Source organism: Burkholderia sp. Bp8994, assembly GCF_003853805.1.
Taxonomy (GTDB): domain Bacteria; phylum Pseudomonadota; class Gammaproteobacteria; order Burkholderiales; family Burkholderiaceae; genus Burkholderia.
This window is the reverse complement of the sequence record NZ_QTQH01000007.1, coordinates 134487-156430: the sequence shown is the minus strand read 5'-3', so window position 1 is coordinate 156430 and position 21944 is coordinate 134487. Positions and strand designations below refer to the sequence as shown.

Below are 21944 nucleotides of genomic sequence, written 5' to 3'. Positions count from 1 at the left end.
GTAAGGGCGGGAAGGGCGTTCGACCGGCCTGCGGCGCATCACCGCCCGGAATTCATGCGGAAAGTACATGGATTCATGTGACAAATGAATTTGTGCGATCGCGCGGATCGCGCTGCAATGGCGGACTGTCCGCGCATGCCGGTCGTGCGTCCGGCGCGTTCATTCAGCTTTCGACGAGGTGGAACCGATGACTCGCTTCAACTGGCACAACCCGTATCCGACGACCCGCATCCCGGTATTCGCGCGCAACGTCGTGTCGACGTCGCACCCGCTCGCCGCGCAGGCCGGGCTGCGGATGCTGTGGAAAGGTGGCAATGCCGTCGATGCGGCGCTGGCCGCCGCGGCCGCGATCACGGTGGTCGAGCCCGTGTCGTGCGGGCTCGGCGGCGATGCGTTCGCGCTCGTGTGGGACGGCGCGCGGCTGTCCGGGCTGAATGCGTCGGGCGTCGCGCCGGCCGCATGGAGTCCCGACTATTTCCGCAAGCGCCACGGCGAGGACGCGCACGGCATCGCGAACAAGCCGACGCGCGGCTGGGACACCGTCACGGTGCCGGGCGTGATCGCGGGCTGGGAAGCGCTGCATGCGAAGTTCGGCTCGCTGCCGTTCGCGGATCTGCTCGAGCCGGCGATCGAGATCGCCGAGCGCGGCTATGCGGTGTCGCCGATCGTCGCGCACAAATGGGCGGCCGCGGTGCCCGAACTGCAGGGACTGCCGGGTTTCGCCGACACCTTCATGCCGCGCGGGCGCGCGCCGCACGTCGGCGAGCGCATATGCCTGCCGGGCCACGCGCAGACGCTGCGCACGCTCGCGAACGACGGCCCGCGCGCGTTCTACGAAGGCGCGCTCGCCGCGCAGCTCGCGGCGTTCGCGCGCGAAGGCGGCGGCGCGCTGACCGAAGCCGACCTGCGCGCGTACCGGCCGGAATGGGTCGAGCCGATCGGCAAGCGCTTCGGCCGTCATACGATTCACGAGATCCCGCCGAACGGGCAGGGCATCGCCGCGCTGATCGCGCTCGGGATCGCCGAGCGGGCGGGCCTGAGCGAATGGCCGGTCGATTCGGTCGACTCGCAGCACCTGCAGATCGAGGCGATGAAGCTCGCGTTCGCGGACGTCTATCGCTACGTCGCCGATCCGCGCGCGATGGACGTGACGCCCGCGCAGATGCTCGACGATGTGTATCTCGCGGAACGCGCGAAGCTGATCGATCGCGCGCGCGCGACGCACTTCGCTGCCGGCCGCCCGCAGTCGGGCGGCACGATCTACCTGTCCGCGGCGGACGAGCGCGGGATGATGGTGAGCTTCATTCAGTCGAACTATATGGGTTTCGGTTCGGGACTCGTCGTGCCCGGTACCGGCATTGCCTTGCAGAACCGCGGGCACGGCTTCTCGATGGACCCGGCGTCGCCGAACGTCGTCGCGGGCGGCAAGCGGCCGTTCCATACGATCATCCCCGCGTTCGTCACCGAGGAAGTCGACGGCCGCAGCGAGGCCGTGATGAGCTTCGGCGTGATGGGCGGCGACATGCAGCCGCAGGGCCACCTGCAGACCGTCGTGCGCATGCTCGGCTACGGACAGCAGCCGCAGGCCGCCTGCGACGCGCCGCGCTGGAAGGTCAATCGCGACTTCACGCTCGACGTCGAGTCGACGATGAAGCGCGAGACGGTCGACGGGCTCGCCGCGCGCGGCCATACGATCAAGTCGATCGACGATCCTTACATGGATTTCGGTTCGGGGCAGTTCGTGTGGCGTCTCGATCGCGACGATCCCGACCGCGGCTACGTGGCCGCGAGCGACAGCCGCCGCGACGGTCTTGCGGCCGGTTTCTGACGGAACGCTTCCAGCGTTGTGCCCGACGGGCGGCCGGATGGCCGCCCGTTTTGCCTGGATGCAGCGCATGCCGTCGCGCGCGCGCAACCGGTTCGAACAACTCATCTAACGATCCGCAACATGCGCGGCGGAACTGCGCGCGGCGGGCATGGTCAGTGCTTTGAAGCACGAACATAAAAGTCCGGCTAAGATGCCAGCATGGTTCGGCCGGACCAATCCACTAATAAATGTAAGCAAAACGTCGCCTGCGGGCACGCCGGGCCTGTGCGAAGAGAGGGGCCGGCCTGCCGCGCGACGACTGGGAGCGCATCACCATGCCTACTGAAACGACGCATGTCATGCCGTGGCGTATCGAGGACATCGACCTGAACCGGATCGATCGTCAGCGCGCCGCCGCGAACGAGGATCTGCTGCTGTTGCTGTGCGCGTCGTCGTTCATCGAAAGCGGCTCGGATCTCTACACGAGCAACCTGAGCGAGTTCTTCAACGACGATCCGGAAGTGTCCGCGTGGCTCAACAATGCGTGGGAGCACGAGGAACTGCAGCACGGGCGCGCGCTGAAGGCGTATATCGCGCACGTGTGGCCGGAGTTCGACTGGGACACCGCGTTCGCGAATTTCTTCGCCGAGTATTCGAAGACCTGCTCGGTCGACGCGTTCGAGAAGACCCGCGCGCTCGAGATGGTCGCGCGCTGCGTCGTCGAGACGGGCACGGCCACGCTCTATCGCGCGATCAACGAATGCTCGGACGAGCCGGTGCTGAAGGAAATCACCGACAACATCCGCTCGGACGAAGTGCGTCACTACAAGCACTTCTTCAAGTTCTTCAAGAAGTACAACAAGCTCGAAGGCAACGGCCGTCTCGCGGTGCTCGGCGCGCTGATGCGCCGCGTGATGGAAATCAAGAACGAGGATTCCGAGATCGCGCTGCGCCACGTGTTCGCAGTCCGCTACCCGGATCGCGTCGGCGACAGTCAATACAACCGCGAGCGTGCCGCGCGCATCAGCTCGCTCGTGCGGCGCAACCTGTCGGCCGACATGTGCGTGAAGATGCTGCTCAAGCCGCTCGACCTGCCCGCGAAGATCCAGCCGAGCGTCCACTATCCGCTGACGAAGATCACGCGGCACGTGTTCATGCGCTGATCGTCACCGCGCGGTCCGGCGCGCGTATGCTGCGCGATCATCATCTGCTTTTCACCGGGGCCGCCATCATGACCGATTCCCATCGCCACGCGCTCGAACAATGGACGTTCGACGCGTGGCCGCCGGCCGTCGTTGCACTGTTCGACGGCACCGCGCTCGAACGCCATGCCGACTTCGCCGCATCGCTGATCGTCGCGACCGACGACGGCCAGCTGCGCACGACGCTGCTCAGCGTCGGCGAGATCCACGCGCGCGACGCGCATACGCTGCTGCTCGCGCTCTGGCCGCAATCGCGCGCGGCGCGTGCGCTGACGCAACGGCGCGCGGCCGCGTTGACGCTCGTCGCGGACGGCGCATTCTTTCAGGCACAACTGAGGATCGAGCCGCTCGAAGGGGACTTCGGGGGCCTTGCCGGATTCGCTGCGACGATCGCGCACGGCGATGCGCAGCGGGTCGGCTATGCGCGTCTCGCGACCGGCGTCACGTTTGCGCTGGAAGGGGAGGCGCGCGCCGAGGTGCTCGCGCGCTGGCAGCGCCAGGTCGAGCACCTGCGGCGCGCGGCCGCGCGGCTTCAGTGACCGCGCTGGCCGCTGCGCGACGAACGGTTGCGGTTCGCGTGCGCGGCGTTGCCGTTCGCGGGACGCGCGCCGTTGCCGCCTGACGGGCGGCCGCCGCCGCCGGCGTTGCCGCTCGCACCGCCGGCCGCGCGCGGCTTGGCCGCCTTCGCGGCCTTCGGCTGTGCATTGCCGTCGCGCTTCGCGGCCGGCTGGCCCGAGCCGCCTGCACGCGGCTGGCGATTGCCGGCACCGCCACCACCGCCGCCGCCGTTGCCGCCGCGCGGCTGCTGGCCGCGGCGTTGCTGGATCGGCTCCGGCTTCGCGGTCGGATCGGGTTCGAAGCCCGCGATCACTTCCTGCGGAATCTCGCGCTTGATCAGCCGCTCGATGTCGCGCAGCAGCTGCTTCTCGTCGACACACACGAGCGACACGGCTTCGCCGGTCGCGCCTGCACGGCCCGTGCGGCCGATCCGGTGCACGTAATCTTCCGGCACGTTCGGCAGGTCGAAGTTGACGACGTGCGGCAACTGGTCGATGTCGATCCCGCGCGCGGCGATGTCGGTCGCGACCAGCACCTGCAGCGTGCTGTTCTTGAATTCCGCGAGCGCGCGCGTGCGGGCCGACTGGCTCTTGTTGCCGTGGATCGCCATCGCGCTGATACCGTCCTTCGTCAGCTGCTCGGCGAGCCGGTTCGCGCCGTGCTTGGTGCGCGTGAACACGAGCACCTGGAACCAGTTGTGTTCGCGGATCAGGTGCGTGAGCAGCTCGCGCTTGCGATCGCGGTCGACCGGGTGGATCTTCTGCGCGACGCTTTCCGCGGTGGTGTTGCGGCGCGCGACTTCGATCAGCGCCGGCGAATCGAGCAGGTTGTCGGCGAGCGACTTGATCTCGTCGGAGAAGGTCGCCGAGAACAGCAGGTTCTGGCGCTGCGGCGGCAGCTTCGCGAGCACGCGCTTGATGTCGTGGATGAAGCCCATGTCGAGCATCCGGTCGGCTTCGTCGAGCACGAGGATGTCGAGATCCGACAGGTCGATCGTCTTCTGCTGCATGTGATCGAGCAGACGCCCCGGCGTCGCGACGACGATGTCGACGCCGCGCTTGAGCGCATCGATCTGCGGATTGATGCTGACGCCGCCGAACATCACGGTCGAGCGCAGCTTCAGGTACTTGCTGTACGCGCGCACGCTTTCCTCGACCTGGGCGGCGAGTTCGCGCGTCGGCGTGAGGATCAGCGCGCGCACCGCGCGCTTCGCGCCGCGATGCTCGGCGTAGAACGTATGCAGGCGCTGCAGGATCGGCAATGTGAAGCCGGCGGTCTTGCCGGTGCCGGTCTGTGCGCCGGCGAGCAGGTCGCCGCCGCCGAGGACGGCAGGGATCGCCTGCTGCTGGATGGGCGTCGGCGACGTGTAGCCGAGCTCGTTGACCGCCTTGACAAGCGGTTCGGCCAGGCCGAGAGATTCGAAAGACATAGATACCACTCTTGAGTTTTATGATCGGCGACGCCTCGCGCGGCCAGCGCGGGGAACGGCGTCGCAAAAAAGCAAAGGGGCGCGGCTGCGGTTTCCCGCAGCCGCGCCCCCGTTTGTGTCGCGCGCTATTTAGTCAAGCGGCGCGGAACGCAGGTCGCTCACCTGTTGCGGCGAGATCGGCGTACCGTTGTTGCCCCACGACATCCGGATATACGTGACGACTGCCGCGACTTCCTGGTTCGACAGCGACTGTGCGAACGGCGGCATCCCGTACGGACGCGGATTCTTGAACGTGCTCGGCGGATAGCCGCCATTCAGCACCATGCGGATCGGGTTGACCGCCGATTCCATCACGATCGAATGGTTGCCCGCGAGCGGCGGATACGCCGGCGGCTTGCCCGCGCCGGTTTCGGCGTGGCAGGTCGCGCAGTTGTCCGCGTAGATCTTCTTGCCCTGGTCGAACAGCGTGTTGCCGAACTGCTTCGACGGCTCGTACTGCATGTTCTTCGGCGCTTCAGCCTTCTGCGGGATCGACTTCAGGTACGTCGACATCGCGCGCGTATCTTCGTCGCTCATGTACTGCAGGCTGTTGTGCACGACGTCGGCCATCGGGCCGAACACCGCGCCCTTGTTCGACACGCCGGCCTGCAGCAGGTCCGACAGCTCCTGCACGTGCCAGTCGCCGAGGCCGAGTTCCTTGTCGTTCGTCAGCGACGGCGCATACCAGTTCTGCAGCGGGATCAGGCCGCCCGCGAAGGCTGCCGAGTTCACCGGGCCGCCCATCATGTTGATCGACGTGTGGCACATCGAGCAGTGGCCGAGGCCTTCGACGAGGTACGCGCCGCGGTTCCATTCGACCGACTTGGTCGGATCCGGCTTGTACTCGCCTTCCTTGAAGAACAGCGTGCGCCAGCCGATCAGCAGGTTGCGGTTGTTGAACGGGAACTTCAGTTCGTGCGGACGGCTCGGCACCGAGACCGGCGGGACCGAACGCAGGTACGCGTAGATCGCGTCCGAGTCGGCGCGCGTGACCTTCGTGTAGCTCGCGAACGGGAAGCCCGGGTAGAGCAGGCTGCCGTCCTTCGAACGGCCGGTGTGCATCGCGCGGTAGAAGTCGTCCGACGTCCACTTGCCGATGCCGTCCTTGTCGTCCGGCGTGATGTTCGGCGTGTACATCGTGCCGAACGGCGTCGCCATCGGCAGGCCGCCCGCGAACGACTTGCCGCCGCGCACGGTGTGGCACGCGATACAGTCGCCGACGCGCGCGAGGTATTCGCCCTTCTTGATCAGCGCGGCCTGGTCGGCCGGCGTGGCCGCGACGGCGGCAGCGCCGTGCAGCGTGTCGTTGCCCGGCCACAGGACCGGCACGAGGGCGGCGGCCGCGACGATCGCGACAGCCGAGAGTGCAAACAGGGACTTGCGTTTCATTGTGTCTGTCTCCCTTGCCTTATTGCGGTTCGCTGCCGCAGGCGAGCGGAGTCTTCATCGAACGCGCCGGTGCCGGCACGGGGTTGGCGGGCGCCGGTTGCGCGGCGAGCCATGCGGTCACGGCCGTCACGTCTTCGTCGGAAAGCTTCGCGGCGATGTCGTGCATGCAATCCGGTGCCTTCGCGTGGCGGTTGCCCGAGCGCCATGCGCCGAGCTGTGCGCTCAGATAATCGGCGTGCAGGCCGACGAGGCCCGGGATCGCCGGCTGCATGCCGGTCAGCCCTGCGCCGTGGCAGGCCACGCAGGCCGGCAGCTTGCGCGACGGATCGCCTTGCGTGACGAGCTGCTTGCCGCGCGCGAGCGTGGCAGCCGGCAGCGTCGGCTTGGCCGGCGTCGGGTACGGCGGACGTTCGGCCGAGAAGTGCTCGGCGATTTCCTTCAGGTAATCGTCGTTCAGGTAGGTCAGCAGATAGTTCATCGGCGGGTACTTGCGCCGGCCATCACGGAAGTTGACGAGCTGGTTGTACAGGTACTCCGCCGGCTTGCCGGCAAGACGCGGGAAATAGTCGTTGTCCGTGCCCTGGCCGTGAACGCCGTGACATGCGGTACAGCCGCGCACACGCTCGGCCATCGTATCGGGTGCCTTGAGCGGCGCCTGCTGGGCGTGCGCTTGCTCCGTGGGCTTGGTCTGCGCTTGGGCAGCGCTCATAAGGCCCGCGCCACCGATCAGGAGAACGGCAAGCAACGGACGGAAGAGGCGTCTTGAAGACACACGAGACTCCATGTTTATTCGTCGGGGACCTGTCCGGGCTACGATCGGCTCGGCGCATGGACGGCAGGACAGCCGGGCTGCTGCGACGCGGCATTCTATCATCGATGGGTAATGACGGCTATTTGGCAAAAGGTCATCGGTTCCTGCCTGTTTACGACTTGCGACAATTTGACGCGCTATCTGCACGCATCGTGTGAACCGGCGTGCGCTTTGACCATCGAAGACCGTACACTCGCGGGTCGCGCGGCGCCGCCTCCGCCGCAGATCCAGTCATTTCTCCCGTTTCCGGATTCATCGATGACGTTCCTTACCGTGCCGTTGCCGTCTTCCCGCTGTCGTTCCACTTGCCGCCGCGCCGCCGGCCGGCCGTTCCCGGGAGGGTGCGCGCGATGAGGATAGACAGCTTGTGGATCGGGCAGGTCGCGCTGGCGGCATTGATGGACGCGACGTTCGCGATGGCGGTCGGCTCGGCGCTGCTCAAGGCGTGGCTCGGCAAGGACGGCGCGCGGCCGGTCGTCGCGCCGTCGCATCCCGCATGGCTGCGCGCGCAACATTCGCTGGTCGCGGCGGCGCTCGCGCTCGTGCTCGCCGATCTCGGCTGGCTCGTGTACGAAGCCGCGGCGATGAGCGGCGCGGGGCTCGGCGGTGCGTTCGCCGCGATTCCCGTCATGCTCGCGCAGACCCACGCGGGCTTCGCGTGGAGCGTCGCGTTCGCCGGCGCCGTGGCGCTCGCGATCGTCGCGCTCGCGAAGCCGGACGGCCCGGTCGCGCACGCGGTGCTGTGGCTCGCGGTGATCGTGGTCGCGGGCGGCAAGGCGTCGCTCGGCCATGCGGCCGATACCGGCCTGCTGTCCGCGGCGGTCGGCGTGCAGACGCTGCACCTGCTCGCCACCGCGGTGTGGGGCGGCCTCGTGCTCGCGGGCGGGCTCGCGGTGCTGCCGGTGCTCGGCTCGTCGGTCGCGCGCGGCGCGCTGATCCGGATCGGCCAGCACCTGTCGCGTACGTCGGTGATCGCGGTCGTCTTCGTGCTCGGCACGGGCGTGCTCAATGCACTGCGCGGGCTCGGCGGCGCGCTCGCGCCGCTCGACGGCAGCACGTGGGGGCGCGTGCTGCTGCTCAAGCTGTTGCTCGTCGCGCTCGCGCTCGTGCTCGGCGGGTTGAACCGCTTCTCCGCGCTGCCGCGCCTGCGCCGTACCGCGTCGACCGAGGATGCGCACACGTTCCGCAACATCCTGCATCTCGAGGCGCTGACGATGATCGGCGTGTTCGTCGCGGCCGCCGTGCTGGCGTCCTGCGTGCCGGGGTTCGCGGCGCTCGGCTGACGGCCGGCTCGGCGCGGCGCAGGGCCGGGTGCCCGCGCGCCGCGTGCTGCGGATGCAAGAACGGCCGCCTGCCGGGCGGCCGTCTCGAAGCCGATGCGCGGCATGCCCGCCGCGCAACGCGTCTCATCTCACCTCGGCATCACCACTCGGCGACGCTGCCGTCCGCGTGGCGCCACACCGGGTTGCGCCAGCGGTGGCCCGTCTTCGCCATCTCGCGCACCTTCTCCTCGTTGACGTCGATGCCGAGCCCCGGGCCCTGCGGGATCGCGACGAAGCCGTCCTCGTAGCGGAACACCTCGGGGTTGCGCAGGTAGTCGAGCAGGTCGTTGCCCTGGTTGTAGTGGATGCCGAGGCTCTGTTCCTGGATGAACGCGTTGTAGCTGACCGCGTCGAGCTGCAGGCATGCGGCCAGCGCGATCGGGCCGAGCGGGCAGTGCAGCGCGAGCGCGACGTCGTAGCTTTCCGCGAGCGTCGCGATCTTGCGGCACTCGGTGATGCCGCCCGCGTGCGACGCGTCGGGCTGGATGATGTCGACGTAGCCGCCCGCGAGGATGTGCTTGAAGTCCCAGCGCGAGTAGAGCCGCTCGCCGAGCGCGATCGGCGTGTTGGTCTGGTTGACGATGTCGCGCAGCGCCTCGGCGTTCTCCGACAGCACCGGCTCCTCGATGAACATCAGCTTGTACGGATCGAGCTCCTTCGCGAGCACCTTCGCCATCGGCTTGTGCACGCGGCCGTGGAAGTCGACGCCGATCCCGACGTGCGGGCCGACCGCGTCGCGCACCGCCGCGACGTTCGCGATCACCTGCTCGACCTTGTCGTAGGTGTCGACGATCTGCAGCTCTTCGGAGCCGTTCATCTTCACCGCCTTGAAGCCGCGCTCGACCACTGCGCGTGCATTGTTCGCGACGTCGCTCGGCCGGTCGCCGCCGATCCACGAATACACCTTGATGCGCTCGCGCACCTGGCCGCCGAGCAGTGCATGCACGGGCACGCCGTGATGCTTGCCCTTGATGTCCCACAACGCCTGGTCGACGCCCGCGATCGCGCTCATCGTGATCGGGCCGCCGCGGTAGAAGCCGGCGCGGTACATCACCTGCCAGTGATCCTCGATCAGCAGCGGGTCGCGGCCGACCAGGTAGTCGGCGAGTTCCTGCACCGCGGCCTCGACCGTGTGTGCGCGGCCCTCGACGATCGGCTCGCCCCAGCCGACGATGCCCTCGTCGGTCTCGATCTTGAGGAACAGCCAGCGCGGCGGGACGACGAAGGTTTCGAGGCGGGTGATTTTCATGTCGCTTGTCTCCAGGGTGGACCGGCGCGGACGTGCGGACGCGGCGCCGGTCGAGTACGTGACGACGATCCTAGCGTAGCGCGTTAAAAAATAGTATTAATAGCACTATTGTGCAGATAGTGGGCAGCCGCGGCGTTGCCCATCACCGGAGAACGATCATTCAACGCGACCTGCATGGACAGACGGCCTTCCGGCTGGCGACGGCGATCCTGCGGGGCGACTATCCGCCCGAGTCGCTGCTGCCGCGCGAGCCGGACCTGATGGCGATGTTCGGGGTGAGCCGCACGGTGCTGCGCGAGGCGCTGCGCACGCTGACGTCGAAGGGACTGGTCGAATCGCGGCCGAAGGTCGGCACGCGCGTGCGGCCGCGCCGCGCATGGAACCTGCTCGACGCCGACCTGCTCGACTGGTACGCGCGCGTCGCGCCGCCGCTCGCGTTCGCGCTGAAGCTGCAGGAAATGCGCGAGATGATCGAGCCGCATGCGGCCGCGCTGGCTGCTCGCACGCATACGCCCGAAGCGTTCGATGCGATCGATGGTGCGGCGCGCGCGATGGCCGCCGCGCGCAACGTCGACGAGTGGGTGCGTGCGGACCTGCGTTTTCACCTGAGCGTGCTGGAGGCCGGTGGCAACGAACTGCTGGTGCCGCTCGGCGCGCTGATCGACCGCACGCTGGAAGCGCAATTGCATCTGAACGCGCGCCGGGCGCACGTCTACAATGCATCGCTCGCCGAGCACGTTGCCGTCAGCGATGCGATCCGCGTGCGCGACGAGGACGGCGCGCGCCGCGCGATGGCGTCGCTGCTCGCGGTGACGCGCGCGCGGATCGAGATGGCGTGACGGAAAGGGACGGGCGGTGCGGCGCCGTCAGGCGTTCGCGCAGCCGCCCGGCTTGACGATGCGCTCCGTCGATGGCGGGTACTTCGCGAGCAGGCTCGCCGGCCGCCGCGGACGCGCGACCAGGTCGCCGCCGCAGTTCGGGCAGCGGCCCTTCAGCACGTCGTCGGCGCAGGTCGCGCAGAAGGTGCATTCGAACGTACAGATGCGCGCCTCCGCCGAATCGGGCGGCAGGTCCTTGTCGCAGCATTCGCAGCCGGGGCGCAGTTCGAGCATGACGATTTTCCTTGGTCGGAGAGGGTCGGGACGGGCGCCGCCGGACGTTGCGTGCGGCGCATGCGAGCGCTACTGTACGCGTTTGGACTGGCCTGGCCAACGGTGTCCGCCCGGATACCGCCGACGCGCACGGGCCGCCCCGGGAGACGACCATGCTTTATCACGGAAGCTGTCATTGCGGCGACGTGAAGTTCGAGGCGGAAGGCGACCTGCAGGGCGTGATGGCCTGCAACTGCTCGATCTGCCGGCGCAAGGGCGCGCTGATGTGGTTCGTGCCGCGCGATCACATGACACTCCTCACGCCCGACGACAATCTCGCCACCTACCTGTTCAACAAGCACGTGATCCGCCATCGCTTCTGCAAGCGCTGCGGGATCCACACGTTCGCCGAGGGGACCCATCCGGACGGCACCGCGATGGCCGCGATCAACGTGCGATGCCTCGAGGATGTCGATCTCGATGCGCTGCCCGTCACGCACTACGACGGCCGCTCGCACTGAGCGGCGCGTCGTTGCATGAGCGCGCGGGCCGCCGTCAGGACGGCTCGACCTGCGGCGCCGGCGTTTCCGCCTGCGGCGCGGGGCCCGTCGTGCGCGTGCCGGCCGCGGCCGGGCGTTCGATCAGCGGCGCGAGCGCCGGCGCCATCGACTTCAGCAACTGCACGGCCATCGCGCTCGTGAAGTCGTAGCGCGCCGCGTAAGGCTCGTGCGCGGTCGCCGTCAGCACGCCGAAGAAGCGGTCGCCGAGCACGAACACGAACGTGCCGCTGCGATTGACCTTGCGCGACTCGATCAGCCGCGCGCCGCGCGCGTAGACATTGAAGCGCTGGTCGCCCGTCCCGGTCTTGCCGTAGACCTGCAGCGTCTTGCCGTCGGGCAGCGTGAAGCCGCCCGACAGGCGCCGCGCCGTGCCGTTCAGCACGACGTCGCGCAGCAGCGTGCGCGCCACGTTGACGATCTCCGGCGACAGCATCGGCTGCGGCTGCGCGGCCGCGCGCACGAAGCGCGTTTCGTACGGCGTGCCCTTCGCGAAGTCGAGGCGCGTGATCGTCTCGGTCGGCGCCTTTCGGCCGCCGGTCGCGATCAGGCCGATCAGTTTCGCGAGCGCGTCGGGCTGGTCGCCCGATGCGCCGATCGCGGCCGCGTAGGACGGCGTGACTTCCTCGAACGGGTAGCCGAGTGCGCGCCACGCCTTCGTGATTTCCGCATACGCGCGCAGCTCGACCATGCGGCGGATGCGCCGGTCCTGGGTCGCGTGGTAGCGCGTCTTGTACAGCCACGAGTACGTGTAGAAGCGCGCATCGCGGCTGTCGCGCCGGACCTCGGCGAGCGACGCGTTCGGGTGGGCGCGCAGGTAGTTGAGCGTCCACAGCGCGAGTGGGTGGACGCTCGCGATATAGCCGCGATCGTTGAGGTTGAAGCGGTCGATCGCGTATTTCGCGTAGAGCGCGGCGAGATCGTCGTCCGACAGCGTCGCGGCCGGCGTGCCTTTCAGCTGCGCGCGCATCTGCGCATCGAACCACGCGAGCGATTCGTTCGGCGCGACGCTGCGCAGCACCGTCGCGATCTTCGGCGGCGACTTGCGCACGGTCTGCAGCAGCAGCGCGAGCGCATCGTCGGGCGCCTTGCCCGCATAGCGCGTGTAGTAGCGCTTCACGTAGACCTGGCTTTCGCCGTCGACGAACTGCTCGAGGTAATGCTTGCGCTGCGCCGGATCGTCGAGCCACGACGACGACGGGCCGGCCGCCTGCAGCATCTCGTAATGGACGATGTCGCGCATCAGCCGCACGAACACGAGGTTGACGGAGTGCTCGAACGCCGTATGCAGCGTCAGGATGCGGCCGTTGTCCGATTTCTCGAAGTTCGAGAACACCTGCGCGCCGCCGCCCGTGTAGAACACGTCGGGGCTCGCCGAGTACTTGCGTTCGACCGACGCGTCGAGCATCGCCTGCAGCGAGCGGTCGCGCGTATGCGACAGGTAGTCGAGCGCCCAGTGCGACAGCCCGTCGAGCGGGTCGGGCTTCACTTTCGCGAGTTGCGCGTTCGACAGGTTGCCGTAGCGCGCATGCAGGTCGGAGACGATCTGCAGGTAGGTGATCAGCGTGCGCAGCTTCGCGGTCGAGCCGAGGTTGATGCGGCCGCCGCGGTTCACGTCGAACGGCTGGTTCACGCTGTCGGTCTGCACGCGCAGCATGTTCGCGCCGTTGCGATGCTCGTACAGCGTGAAGCTGTACGTGAGGTGCGACGGGTCGTCCTTCGGCGCGAGCATCTCGAAGCCGTACAGGCCGGCGGCCTGCGCGCCGTCGCGGGTCGACGCCTTCGCGAGCCGTTCGGCGACCGCCTGCTGCACGCCGTTGTCGAGCGTGCTGGTGGCTTCCAGGTCGAGCTGGTCGAGCTGGTACAGGTCGCTGATCCCGAGTGCCGACAGCAGCGACGCGCGCGCGGACGACACGGCCTTGCGCGACACGAACGACTGCACGTGCGCGGCGGTCGGCGGCGCGCTGCGTTCGATCTGCGCGGCAAGCGCCGCATCGCGCAGCGCGGGCGAGATCACGCCGCCGTTCGACAGGAGCCGCAGATAGCTGTCGGTCAGCTTCTGCAGCGCCGGATAGCCGCGATTCAGGAAGTACGACGGCGCGCGCTGCGCGATGATCAGCGACAGCACTTCGCGGAACGTCTTGCCCTGTTCGTCGACGTTGTCGCCGGTCGTCGGCGCGGACAGGATGCGGTTCACGTCGTTGAAGTCGCGGCCGTACCACGCGGCGAGACCGTCGCCGATGCCGGTGATTTCTCCCACGTGCGGCCGCGCGGCGAGCGGTACCGAGTTCAGGTAGCGCACGACGATCGCGCGGCGCGCGAGCATCGTCTGCGGGCCGTTCATGTATGCGAGGATCGACGCGGACGCGATCTGCCGCAGCTTCTCCGGCGGCGTCGCGGTGCGGCCGTCCGGCGAATGGCGGAACTTCTCGATTTGCGTCGCGAGCGTGCTGCCGCCCGGGCGTGCCTGATGACGGTTGACGACGTGCAGCGCCTGGTCGGCGAGCGCGCGGCCGAAGCGGCCCCAGTCGATCGCCGGGTTGCGGTTCGGCTGGTTCGCGTCGAGCAGGTAGCGATCCTCGATGAACAGCAGCGAATCGGCGACGACGCGCGGCACCGTGTCGAAGTCGGCGTACACGCGTTGCGGGAACACGGTCGCGAACAGCGGCGAGCCGGTCGAGTCGAACAGCATCAGCCCGGCCTGGTCTTTCTCTTCGTAAGGCAGGAACAGGCCGCGATCGGCGAGCGACAGCATCCGTTCCGAATCGCGCGCCTGCTTGCCGATGACGAAGCCGCGCGCGAGCAGATGTTGCTGGAACGCGGGAAGCAGCGAATAGCCGAGGCGCTGGTCGTACGGCCCGTTGACGGGGAAGCGGATGTGATCGCTCGCGCCCGCCTCGACGGTATAGCCGATGTCGCGGGTGAGCTCGGACAGGTAGCGCGCCTGCAGGCGCGACGTCTCGAACTCGGTCATCACGAGCCGGGCGATGATCGCCACCGCGATCACCAGTGCGGCGAGCAAGGACCACTTGATCCACGTCCAGACCGATGCACTCCCGGTCACGCGCGGCAGGATGCGATTCAGCGGCCGATTCATAGCGGCGTCTCCCTGAAGGCGCAGGCTCCGGCCGCACCCCATTAAGGATTAGTGTAGTCCTCCGCAGCGGGCTGCCAAGGGTGGTTCACTACCGAGATGCGTCGGCGCAACGCGCATGCCTGTGACATGCGGGAACCGGCCGGTGGTCGGGTGGCGCGTGTCGCCGTGACGTAACGTTTGCGCGTTCCGCTCGCGTGCCCGCGTGTGTCAACGGCGACGAGGGGGGCCGTGCCGATCGCGCCGATCGTTTTACGCACCGGCCTTGTGCATTGCGAAATCGCGACAAATCGGGTCCGATCGTATTGCCGAAGTCATGGCGCGATGCGCGACGAAGCTACGAATTTCCGAGATAGCCGGATGCACGGGCCGCAGGTACGATCGCCGGATATGCGGCGCATGTCCGTTTTCGCCGGGGGTGCCATGTCGATTCATCCCGTCGCGCTCGTTTGCACGGCGATCCTGGGGTTGATGCTGTTCGGGCTCGGCCTGGTCGTGTCCGTCACGCGCTTCCGGCGTACCACCAATTCCGGGTGTGCGTCCGATCCGACCGACGGATTGCACAAGATCGTGCGCGCGCATGGCAACACGGCCGAATACGCACCGTTTCTCGCGGTGCTGTTTCTCTATTTCGGCGCACACGACCCATCGCGCGCGATCGTCTCGTTGATCGTCGCGGCAACCGTGTGCCGCTGCCTGCTCGTGATCGGATTGCTCGCATGGCCGACCATGGCGAGGCCGAATCCCCTGCGTTTCATCGGCGCGCTCGGCACGTATCTGTGCGGCGCCGCGCTATGCGTCGCGCTGTTCGTCTGAGCAGGTCGCTGTCGCCATGGCAGCTTCGCGGGATCGTGCCGCCGCACGGCCTCGACGAAGCAGTGGATCAGCTGGTCGCACGCCCGAATCGCGCACCTGCTTGCCGATGACGAAGCCGCGCGCGAGCAGCTGCTGCTGGAATGCGGGAAGCATCGAATAACCGAGGCGCTGGTCGTACGGCGACGCCGGCGTTGGTAAAAATGGCGCGTGATTACAGCCTTTCATTCACCTGACGAAATGATCGATCAGGTGATCGATGAAAAGCCGCGCGTTGCGAGGAAAATGGCGCCGGCTCGGGTATACGACGTTCATCTCGAGTTCCTCGAGCCGATAGTCGGCGAGCAGTTCGCGCAGCCGGCCGGCGGCGAGATCCGGTGCGGCGAGGAAGTCCGGCAGCACCGCGATGCCCATGCCGGCGAGCGCCCAGTTGCGGATCAGCCCGATGTTGTTGGGCTCGTGGTGCATCGACGCGATCGTTTCCTCGACGCGGTCGATTTCCTCGATTACGTGCCGGATCTGGGCGAGGTACAGATGACCGGCGTCGCTATCGCCACAGAAGCTTCGCGGGATCGTGCCGCCGCACGGCCTCGACGAAGCAGTGGATCAGGTAGTCGCACGCGACCGTGTTGAGCGCGTCGCGGCGCGTCAGCACGCCGGCCGACACGGTCGGAATCGTCTCCTTCACGTCGATCGTGACCATCCGCTCCCGGATCCAGTCGACTTCCATGAAATGCTTCGGCACGCACGACACGGTGTCGGTGTGCACCGACAGCGAGAACGCCGCGCTGAACGAGGTGCATTCGACGATCGGCTGCGGCGCCCGGTAGCCGTGCGCGACGAACACGTTCTGCAGCAGCCGGCCGATGCTTTCCGGCGACGTGTTCAGCACCCACTGCGCATCCTGCAGCTGCGCGAGCGACGTGCAGTGGCGCAGCGGATTGCTCGCGCGCGTCATCAGGATCAGCTCCGATTCGAGCAGCGGCCGGAACGTGAATTCGGGTGACAGCCGCGTCGCATCGACGATCGCGATCACGAAGTCGAGCGAGCCGTCGCGCAGGCGCGGCAGCGCCGTGTCGAGAAAGCCTTCGCGCACGTCGAGGCGGATCGTCGGCATCCGCTGCCGAAACGCGTCGAGCGCGGCCGGCAGGAAACCGAGCGACATCAGCGGCGTCAGCGCGCACGCGAGCGCGCCTTCCTTGCCGCCTGAAAGCTGGATCACGTCGTCGCGCGCGTGCTGCATCTCCGCGAGGATCAGGCGCGCACGCGCATAGACGGCCTGCCCGAAGCGCGTGAGCTGCGCGCCGCGCGCGTTGCGCGTGACGAGCGGCACGCCGAGGTCCTGCTCGAGTTCGCGGATCGCCTTCGTGAGCGCGGGCTGCGACAGGTGGATCGCGCGCGCGGCGGCGCGCAGGCTGCCGTGTTCGGCGATGGCGGCAAGCGCCCGGAGCTGGTGGTGTTTCACGGCGTGGCAGGGCGCGGCGGCAGTGGCGACCTTCGCATCCTACACCGCGGCGGCGCGCGAAAAGCACGCGATAACCGGGCGTTATCACGATCGGAAAATGTCGCTCCGGGCTGCGTATTTTGAATGCCTAGACTGCATGCGCAGGCCGTCGAACGGGCCGCGCACCAGACCCGCATAACCAGTACGGAGACTCATCTTCATGAAGGCGCCCCGAGCGGACAGCATGTTCGGCGGGCATGTCGGCGACGTTGCCGCATCCCCGTCCAATCGCCAGCTGATCGTCGCGATCACGATCGGCAACGGCCTCGAATTCTTCGATCTCACCGTGTTCAGCTTTTTCGCGGTGCTGCTCGGCAAACTGTTCTTTCCGGCCGCGTCCGCGCAGCAGCAATTGCTGATGTCGGTCGCGACGTTCGGCGTCGGCTTCATCGCGCGGCCGGTCGGCGGCGTCGTGATCGGGCTCGTGGCCGACCGCTTCGGCCGCGTGCCGGCGATGAACCTCACGCTCGTCACGATGGCGCTCGGCACCGGGATGATCGGCATTCTGCCGACCTATGCGCAGATCGGCATCGCGGCGCCCGTGCTGGTCGTGCTCGCCAGGCTGCTGCAGGGCTTTTCGGCCGGCGGCGAGGTCGGCGTGTCGACGTCGCTGCTCGCCGAACGCGCGCCGCCCGGCGAGCGCGGCTACTACACGAGCTGGCAGTTCGCGAGCCAGGGCGCCGCGGCGCTGGCCGGCTCGTTCGTCGGCTTCCTGCTGTCGCATTTCCTCGCCCCCGCCGCGCTCGAATCGTGGGGCTGGCGCGTGCCGTTCCTCGCCGGCGTGCTGATCGCGCCGGTCGGCCTGTATCTGCGCGCGCGCTTCAATGCGATCGAGCAGCACGCGCCGGCCGCGGCCGCGCGGCGCTCGTCCGCGGTACTCGGCACCGTGCTGCGGCGCGACGGCGGCGCCGTGCTGACCGCGCTCGGCCTCGTGGTCGGCGGCACCGCGGCGCACTTCATCGTCCTCTATTACATGTCGACGTACGCGATCCGCGTGCTGCACCTGCCGATGGATACCGCGCTGTGGTGCGGAATCCTGTCCGGTGCGGTGATGTTCGTCGCCGCGCCGATCGGCGGACGGCTGTCGGACCGCACCGGCAGCAAGCGCGTCGCACTGTGGACGCGCGTGGCGCTGACCGTGCTGATCCTGCCGGGCTTCTGGCTGATCCGCGCGGTGCCGTCGATCGCGACGATGTACGCGGTCGTGATGCTGCTCGCCGCGCTGCACTCGATCAATGCCGGCGCGAACGGCGTGATCCTCGCGGAACTGTTTCCGAAGAGCACGCGGGCGACCGCGCTGTCGATCGCGTATGCGGGCGGCGTGTCGATCTTCGGCGGCTTCGCGCAGTTCATCGTCACCTGGCTGATCGGGGCAACCGGCAATCCGGCCGCGCCGGCGTGGTACGTGATCGTCTGCGGCGTGCTGTCGCTCGTCGCGCTCGCGTTTGCGTCCGATCGAAGCGCTCAGGATGACTGACCGATCTTCCTTTTCTTCCATTCGCCCCATGACCACCACCGTTTCGTTTTCGTCGTCGCCGGCCGACGTTGCCGCCGGCGACCTGTGCGACCTGCCCGCACGCACCATGCTCGATCTGCTGAAGGCGCGGCAGATCAGCGCGTGCGACCTGCTCGATGCGCATCTCGCGCGCATCGCGACGGTCAACCCGCGCGTGAACGCGCTCGTCACTGTCGTCGATCCCGATGCGCTGCGTGCCCGCGCACGCAAGATCGACGCACGCTGGGCGCGCGGCGAATGGTTGGGGCCGCTGCACGGGCTGCCGGTGTCGCAGAAGGACCTGACCGCGACGCGCGGCGTGCGCACGACCTTCGGCTCGCCGCTGTTCGCCGATCACGTGCCGCAGCACGACGCGCTGATCGTGCGCCGCTGCGCGAGTGCCGGCGCGCTGATGATCGGCAAGTCGAACACGCCGGAGTTAGGCGCCGGCTCGCATACGTTCAACGCGGTGTTCGGCGCGACCCGCAACCCGTGGGACCTGACGCGTTCCGCGGGCGGCAGCAGCGGCGGCGCTGCCGCGGCGCTCGCCTGCGGGATGAATCCGCTCGCGTGCGGCAGCGACATGGGCGGCTCGCTGCGCAACCCGGCCGCGTGGAACAGCGTGGTCGGGCTGCGGCCGTCGCCGGGCCGCGTGCCGCGCGCGCCGGACCTGAACGGCTGGGCGACGCTCGGCGTCGACGGGCCGATGGCGCGCGACGTCGCCGACACCGCGCTGCTGCTGTCCGCGATCGCCGGGCCGAGCGGCGAAACCGCGACTGAAATCGCGGAGCCGGGCGCGCGCTTCGCGCAGCCGCTCGAACGCGATTTCCGCGGCACGCGCATCGCGATGTCGCGCGGCTTGCCCGGCGTGCCGGTCGATCCGGAGATCCGGCGCGCCGTCGATGCGCAGGCGCGCGTGTTTGCGTCGCTCGGCTGCGAAGTCGAATTCGACGATCCCGATCTTTCGGAAGCCGAAGAAGTATTCCGCATCGAGCGTGCCTGGATGATCGGCACGCTGGTCGACGGCTTCGACGAACGGCAGCGTGCCGCGCTGAAGCCCGAACTCCTCGACGAATACCGGCTGCATCGGTCGCTCTCGGCCGCGGATCTCGGCCGCATGTTCGTGCGCAAGACACGGCTGTTCGACCGGATGCGTGCGTTCATGCAGCGCTATGCGTTCTACCTGCTGCCGACGACGCAGGTGATGCCGTTCGACGCCGCGCTGCGCGTGCCCGCCGATGTGCGCGGTATCGCGAACACGACCTACATCGACTGGATGCGCGTGTGCTGGCTGCTGTCGTCGACCGAGGCGCCGATCCTGTCCGTGCCGTGCGGTTTCTCCGCGACCGGCTTGCCGATCGGCATGCAGATCGTCGGCCGCTACCGCGACGACTGGGGCGTGCTCCAGTTCGGCCATGCGTACGAAGTCGCGGCCGGCAGTCGCCGGACGCTGCCGCCCGTCGTCGCCGACGCGCTGCGCTGACCACTTTTCCCGGCTGATAGCGGACCGTTCCGGTCCGTGCCGGCAGGCCGCGCGCCTGCGGGGGGCGCGCACGCCAGCGTTTGGCCATTCGACCCGCGCAATGGAGATCTCTCGATGAAACAACGGCTGTTGGCAGGCGCGGGCGTCGCGCTGATCGCGGGTGCGGCGCACGCACAGAGCAGCGTCACGCTGTACGGCATTATCGATGAAGGGCTGACTTACTCGAGCAACGTCGCGGTGACCGGCGCGAACGGCGTGGCAAGCGGCAAGCCCGCGCTGCGGATGCTCGGCGGCGTGCAGCAGGCGAGCCGCTGGGGGCTGCGTGGCAGCGAGGATCTCGGCGGCGGGCTGAAGGCCGTATTCACGCTCGAGAACGGGTTCGATCCGAGCACCGGCAAGCTCGGGCAGGGCGGGCTGATCTTCGGCAAGAAGGCGTTCGTCGGGCTGTCGGGACCGCTCGGCACCGTCACGCTCGGGCGGCAGTACGACACCAACGTCGACTTCCTCGGCCCGCTCGAGGCCGCTGCGCTGTTCGGCGGCTACATGGTCGCGCACCCCGGCGACCTCGACAACGTGAACAACGCGAACTCGACCAACAACGCGATCAAGTTCACCAGCAACGACTACGGCGGGTTGCGCGTCGCCGCGATGTACGGGGTCGGCGGCGTGGCGGGCGCGACGACGCGCAACCAGGTGTGGTCGGCCACGGCCGGCTACACGCGCGGGCCGCTCGCGGTGGCGGCCGGCTACCTGAATGCGCGCAACCCGAACGTGTCGTTCTTCGGCACGACCGGCAGCCCCGCGCCGACCGTGGGCGGCGTGCCGGGCAACAACATGCTGTCGCCGGTGTATTCGGGCTATGCGTCGGCGCGCACGTTGCAGGTCGTGGCGCTCGGCGGCACCTATGCGATCGGCGCGGTGACGCTCGGTGCGATGTACACGAACACGTCGTTTCGCCAGCTCGGCGATCTGTCGTCCGGCCCGAATCCGGGTGGCGTGTCCGGCAACGCGGTGTTCAACGACGCCGAGGCGAGCGTGCGCTATCAGTTCACGCCTTACCTGTTCGGCGGCGTGGCGTACGACTACACGCGCGGCGGCGGCGTGGACGGCCGCGACGGCGCGACGTATCACCAGGTTGCCGCGGGGCTCGACTATTTCCTGTCGAAGCGCACCGACGTCTACGTGAGCGCCGTGTTCCAGCGTGCGTCGGGCACCGACTCGACCGGGCATGCGGCGGTCGCGGCGATCAACGGCCCCGGCGCCTCCGCGAACGACCGGCAGTTCCAGGCGCGGATCGGCATGCGCCACAAGTTCTGATCAGGGAGACGGCGAGCGGCTGCGCGGTGATATCCTCGCGAAACGCCCGCGACCGACGGGCGGATACCGACTGCCCGCACGCGGCCCGACGCCGCGCTGCGCGGCGTTTCCGAGGGAGAGCCGAACCATGAGCCGCAAATTCATTCTGAAGGGCGACACGACCGATCACGGCGGCGTCGTGCTCGACGGGATCGCCAATTCGTCGTTCGACGGCCGCGAGCTTGCCTATCTCGGCGCGCCGGTGTTCTGCGCCGCGTGCAAGACCCAGGGGGTGATCGTCTCCGATGGCGGGGAGCGGACGATGACCGTGATGGGCAAGGTCGTCGCGCTCGAACACGACCTGTGCCAGTGCCTGTGCGCGCCGCAGCCGAAGCTGATCCCGTCGCAGGGGACGGGCACCATCTCGGGCTGATGCCCGTCGACTCCGTGCGACGCGCGCGGCGCGCCGCCCGTCGTCAGACGCTGCCTGCGGTCTCGATCACCAGAATGCGCGCTTCTCCGAGCGGATGCGCGACGTGTTCGGTGCCGACCGTCGCATGAAAGACGTCTCCCGTTTCGAGCACCGTCGCGTGCTCGATGCCTGCTTCGCGGTAACGCATCTCGACGCGGCCGTCGAGCACCGCAAAGACTTCCTCGCCGTCGTTCACGTGCCACCGGTACGGCTGATCGGTCCAGTGCAGGCGGACCGTGATGCCGTTCAGGTTCGCGATGTCCAGCGCGCCCCATGCGCGCTGTGCGGTGAACGCGGTGCTGCGGATGATGTTCATCGGTAGGTCCGGTCCGT

General features: G+C 68.3%; 19 protein-coding genes and 1 pseudogene. 11 read left to right on the top strand and 9 right to left on the bottom strand.

What is annotated here, in order from left to right:
- The first annotated feature begins 187 nt into the window (after positions 1-187).
- The 3 genes from DIE04_RS09415 (at position 188) to DIE04_RS09405 (ending at position 3548) form a co-directional block, all read left to right on the top strand.
- Complete coding sequence (locus tag DIE04_RS09415; protein ID WP_124521063.1) at positions 188-1828, top strand: gamma-glutamyltransferase family protein; 1641 nt, start codon at positions 188-190, stop codon at positions 1826-1828.
- 314 nt (positions 1829-2142) lie between these two features.
- Positions 2143-2970 carry a ferritin-like domain-containing protein gene (locus tag DIE04_RS09410; RefSeq protein ID WP_044846781.1) on the top strand — a complete coding sequence of 276 codons (828 nt, stop codon included), beginning with the start codon at positions 2143-2145 and terminating at the stop codon, positions 2968-2970.
- Between the two features lie 68 nt (positions 2971-3038).
- A complete protein-coding gene (locus DIE04_RS09405; RefSeq protein ID WP_044846780.1) occupies positions 3039-3548 on the top strand; it encodes a hypothetical protein in 510 nt (169 codons plus the stop codon).
- On the opposite strand, the gene DIE04_RS09400 is transcribed toward DIE04_RS09405, so the two are convergent.
- The 3 genes from DIE04_RS09400 to DIE04_RS09390 all read right to left on the bottom strand — a co-directional run bounded on the left by DIE04_RS09400 (position 3542) and on the right by DIE04_RS09390 (position 7208).
- Positions 3542-4996, bottom strand: a complete 1455-nt coding sequence (locus DIE04_RS09400) for a DEAD/DEAH box helicase (protein ID WP_124521065.1) — start codon at positions 4994-4996, stop codon at positions 3542-3544. The genes DIE04_RS09405 and DIE04_RS09400 overlap by 7 nt on opposite strands.
- A 129-nt stretch (positions 4997-5125) precedes the next feature.
- Complete coding sequence (locus DIE04_RS09395) at positions 5126-6424, bottom strand: cytochrome c (protein WP_044844543.1); 1299 nt, start codon at positions 6422-6424, stop codon at positions 5126-5128.
- Positions 6425-6443: 19 nt separating this feature from the next.
- Complete coding sequence (locus DIE04_RS09390; protein WP_044844542.1) at positions 6444-7208, bottom strand: c-type cytochrome; 765 nt, start codon at positions 7206-7208, stop codon at positions 6444-6446.
- Positions 7209-7585: 377 nt separating this feature from the next.
- Here DIE04_RS09390 and DIE04_RS09385 point away from each other — a divergent pair, with 377 nt between their 5' ends.
- Positions 7586-8518 carry a CopD family protein gene (locus tag DIE04_RS09385; protein WP_124486900.1) on the top strand — a complete coding sequence of 311 codons (933 nt, stop codon included), beginning with the start codon at positions 7586-7588 and terminating at the stop codon, positions 8516-8518.
- Positions 8519-8657: 139 nt separating this feature from the next.
- Here the strand turns inward: DIE04_RS09385 and dgoD are convergent, their stop codons facing one another.
- The gene (dgoD, locus tag DIE04_RS09380; protein WP_044844540.1) at positions 8658-9806 is read right to left on the bottom strand and encodes a galactonate dehydratase; all 1149 of its coding nucleotides are present in this window, start codon (positions 9804-9806) and stop codon (positions 8658-8660) included.
- 119 nt (positions 9807-9925) lie between these two features.
- Between dgoD and DIE04_RS09375 the strand changes: the two genes are divergently transcribed.
- On the top strand, positions 9926-10645 hold the full coding sequence (locus DIE04_RS09375; RefSeq protein ID WP_260426203.1) for a FadR/GntR family transcriptional regulator: 720 nt from the start codon (positions 9926-9928) through the stop codon (positions 10643-10645).
- Positions 10646-10672: 27 nt separating this feature from the next.
- On the opposite strand, the gene DIE04_RS09370 is transcribed toward DIE04_RS09375, so the two are convergent.
- Positions 10673-10918, bottom strand: a complete 246-nt coding sequence (locus DIE04_RS09370) for a DUF1272 domain-containing protein (RefSeq protein WP_124486902.1) — start codon at positions 10916-10918, stop codon at positions 10673-10675.
- A gap of 152 nt (positions 10919-11070) precedes the next feature.
- On the opposite strand from DIE04_RS09370, the gene DIE04_RS09365 reads away from it, so the two are divergent.
- The gene (locus DIE04_RS09365) at positions 11071-11418 is read left to right on the top strand and encodes a GFA family protein (protein ID WP_124486903.1); all 348 of its coding nucleotides are present in this window, start codon (positions 11071-11073) and stop codon (positions 11416-11418) included.
- Positions 11419-11452: 34 nt separating this feature from the next.
- Here DIE04_RS09365 and DIE04_RS09360 read toward each other — a convergent pair whose 3' ends face one another.
- Positions 11453-14551, bottom strand: coding sequence for a transglycosylase domain-containing protein (locus tag DIE04_RS09360; protein ID WP_124521066.1), 3099 nt, complete (start codon positions 14549-14551; stop codon positions 11453-11455).
- 420 nt (positions 14552-14971) lie between these two features.
- On the opposite strand from DIE04_RS09360, the gene DIE04_RS09355 reads away from it, so the two are divergent.
- A complete protein-coding gene (locus DIE04_RS09355; RefSeq protein WP_124521067.1) occupies positions 14972-15364 on the top strand; it encodes an MAPEG family protein in 393 nt (130 codons plus the stop codon).
- Positions 15365-15589: 225 nt separating this feature from the next.
- On the opposite strand, the pseudogene DIE04_RS09350 reads toward DIE04_RS09355, so the two are convergent.
- A pseudogene (locus tag DIE04_RS09350) lies at positions 15590-15910 on the bottom strand (LysR substrate-binding domain-containing protein); the annotation flags it as partial.
- Positions 15909-16826: a LysR substrate-binding domain-containing protein gene (locus tag DIE04_RS09345; RefSeq protein ID WP_044844534.1), complete on the bottom strand. Its 918-nt coding sequence runs from the start codon at positions 16824-16826 to the stop codon at positions 15909-15911. The pseudogene DIE04_RS09350 and the gene DIE04_RS09345, both read right to left, overlap by 2 nt.
- A 199-nt stretch (positions 16827-17025) precedes the next feature.
- Between DIE04_RS09345 and DIE04_RS09340 the strand changes: the two genes are divergently transcribed.
- The 4 genes from DIE04_RS09340 (at position 17026) to DIE04_RS09325 (ending at position 21572) form a co-directional block, all read left to right on the top strand.
- Positions 17026-18342, top strand: a complete 1317-nt coding sequence (locus tag DIE04_RS09340) for an MFS transporter (protein ID WP_124486907.1) — start codon at positions 17026-17028, stop codon at positions 18340-18342.
- 28 nt (positions 18343-18370) lie between these two features.
- Positions 18371-19843, top strand: coding sequence for an amidase (locus tag DIE04_RS09335; protein WP_124521070.1), 1473 nt, complete (start codon positions 18371-18373; stop codon positions 19841-19843).
- A 114-nt stretch (positions 19844-19957) separates the two neighbouring features.
- Positions 19958-21160: a porin gene (locus DIE04_RS09330; RefSeq protein ID WP_124521071.1), complete on the top strand. Its 1203-nt coding sequence runs from the start codon at positions 19958-19960 to the stop codon at positions 21158-21160.
- 127 nt (positions 21161-21287) lie between these two features.
- Complete coding sequence (locus DIE04_RS09325) at positions 21288-21572, top strand: PAAR domain-containing protein (RefSeq protein ID WP_044844531.1); 285 nt, start codon at positions 21288-21290, stop codon at positions 21570-21572.
- Between the two features lie 43 nt (positions 21573-21615).
- Here the strand turns inward: DIE04_RS09325 and DIE04_RS09320 are convergent, their stop codons facing one another.
- Entirely contained in the window at positions 21616-21927 is a 312-nt protein-coding gene (locus tag DIE04_RS09320) for a cupin (protein ID WP_124486910.1), read from the bottom strand.
- Between the last annotated feature and the right edge of the window lie 17 nt (positions 21928-21944).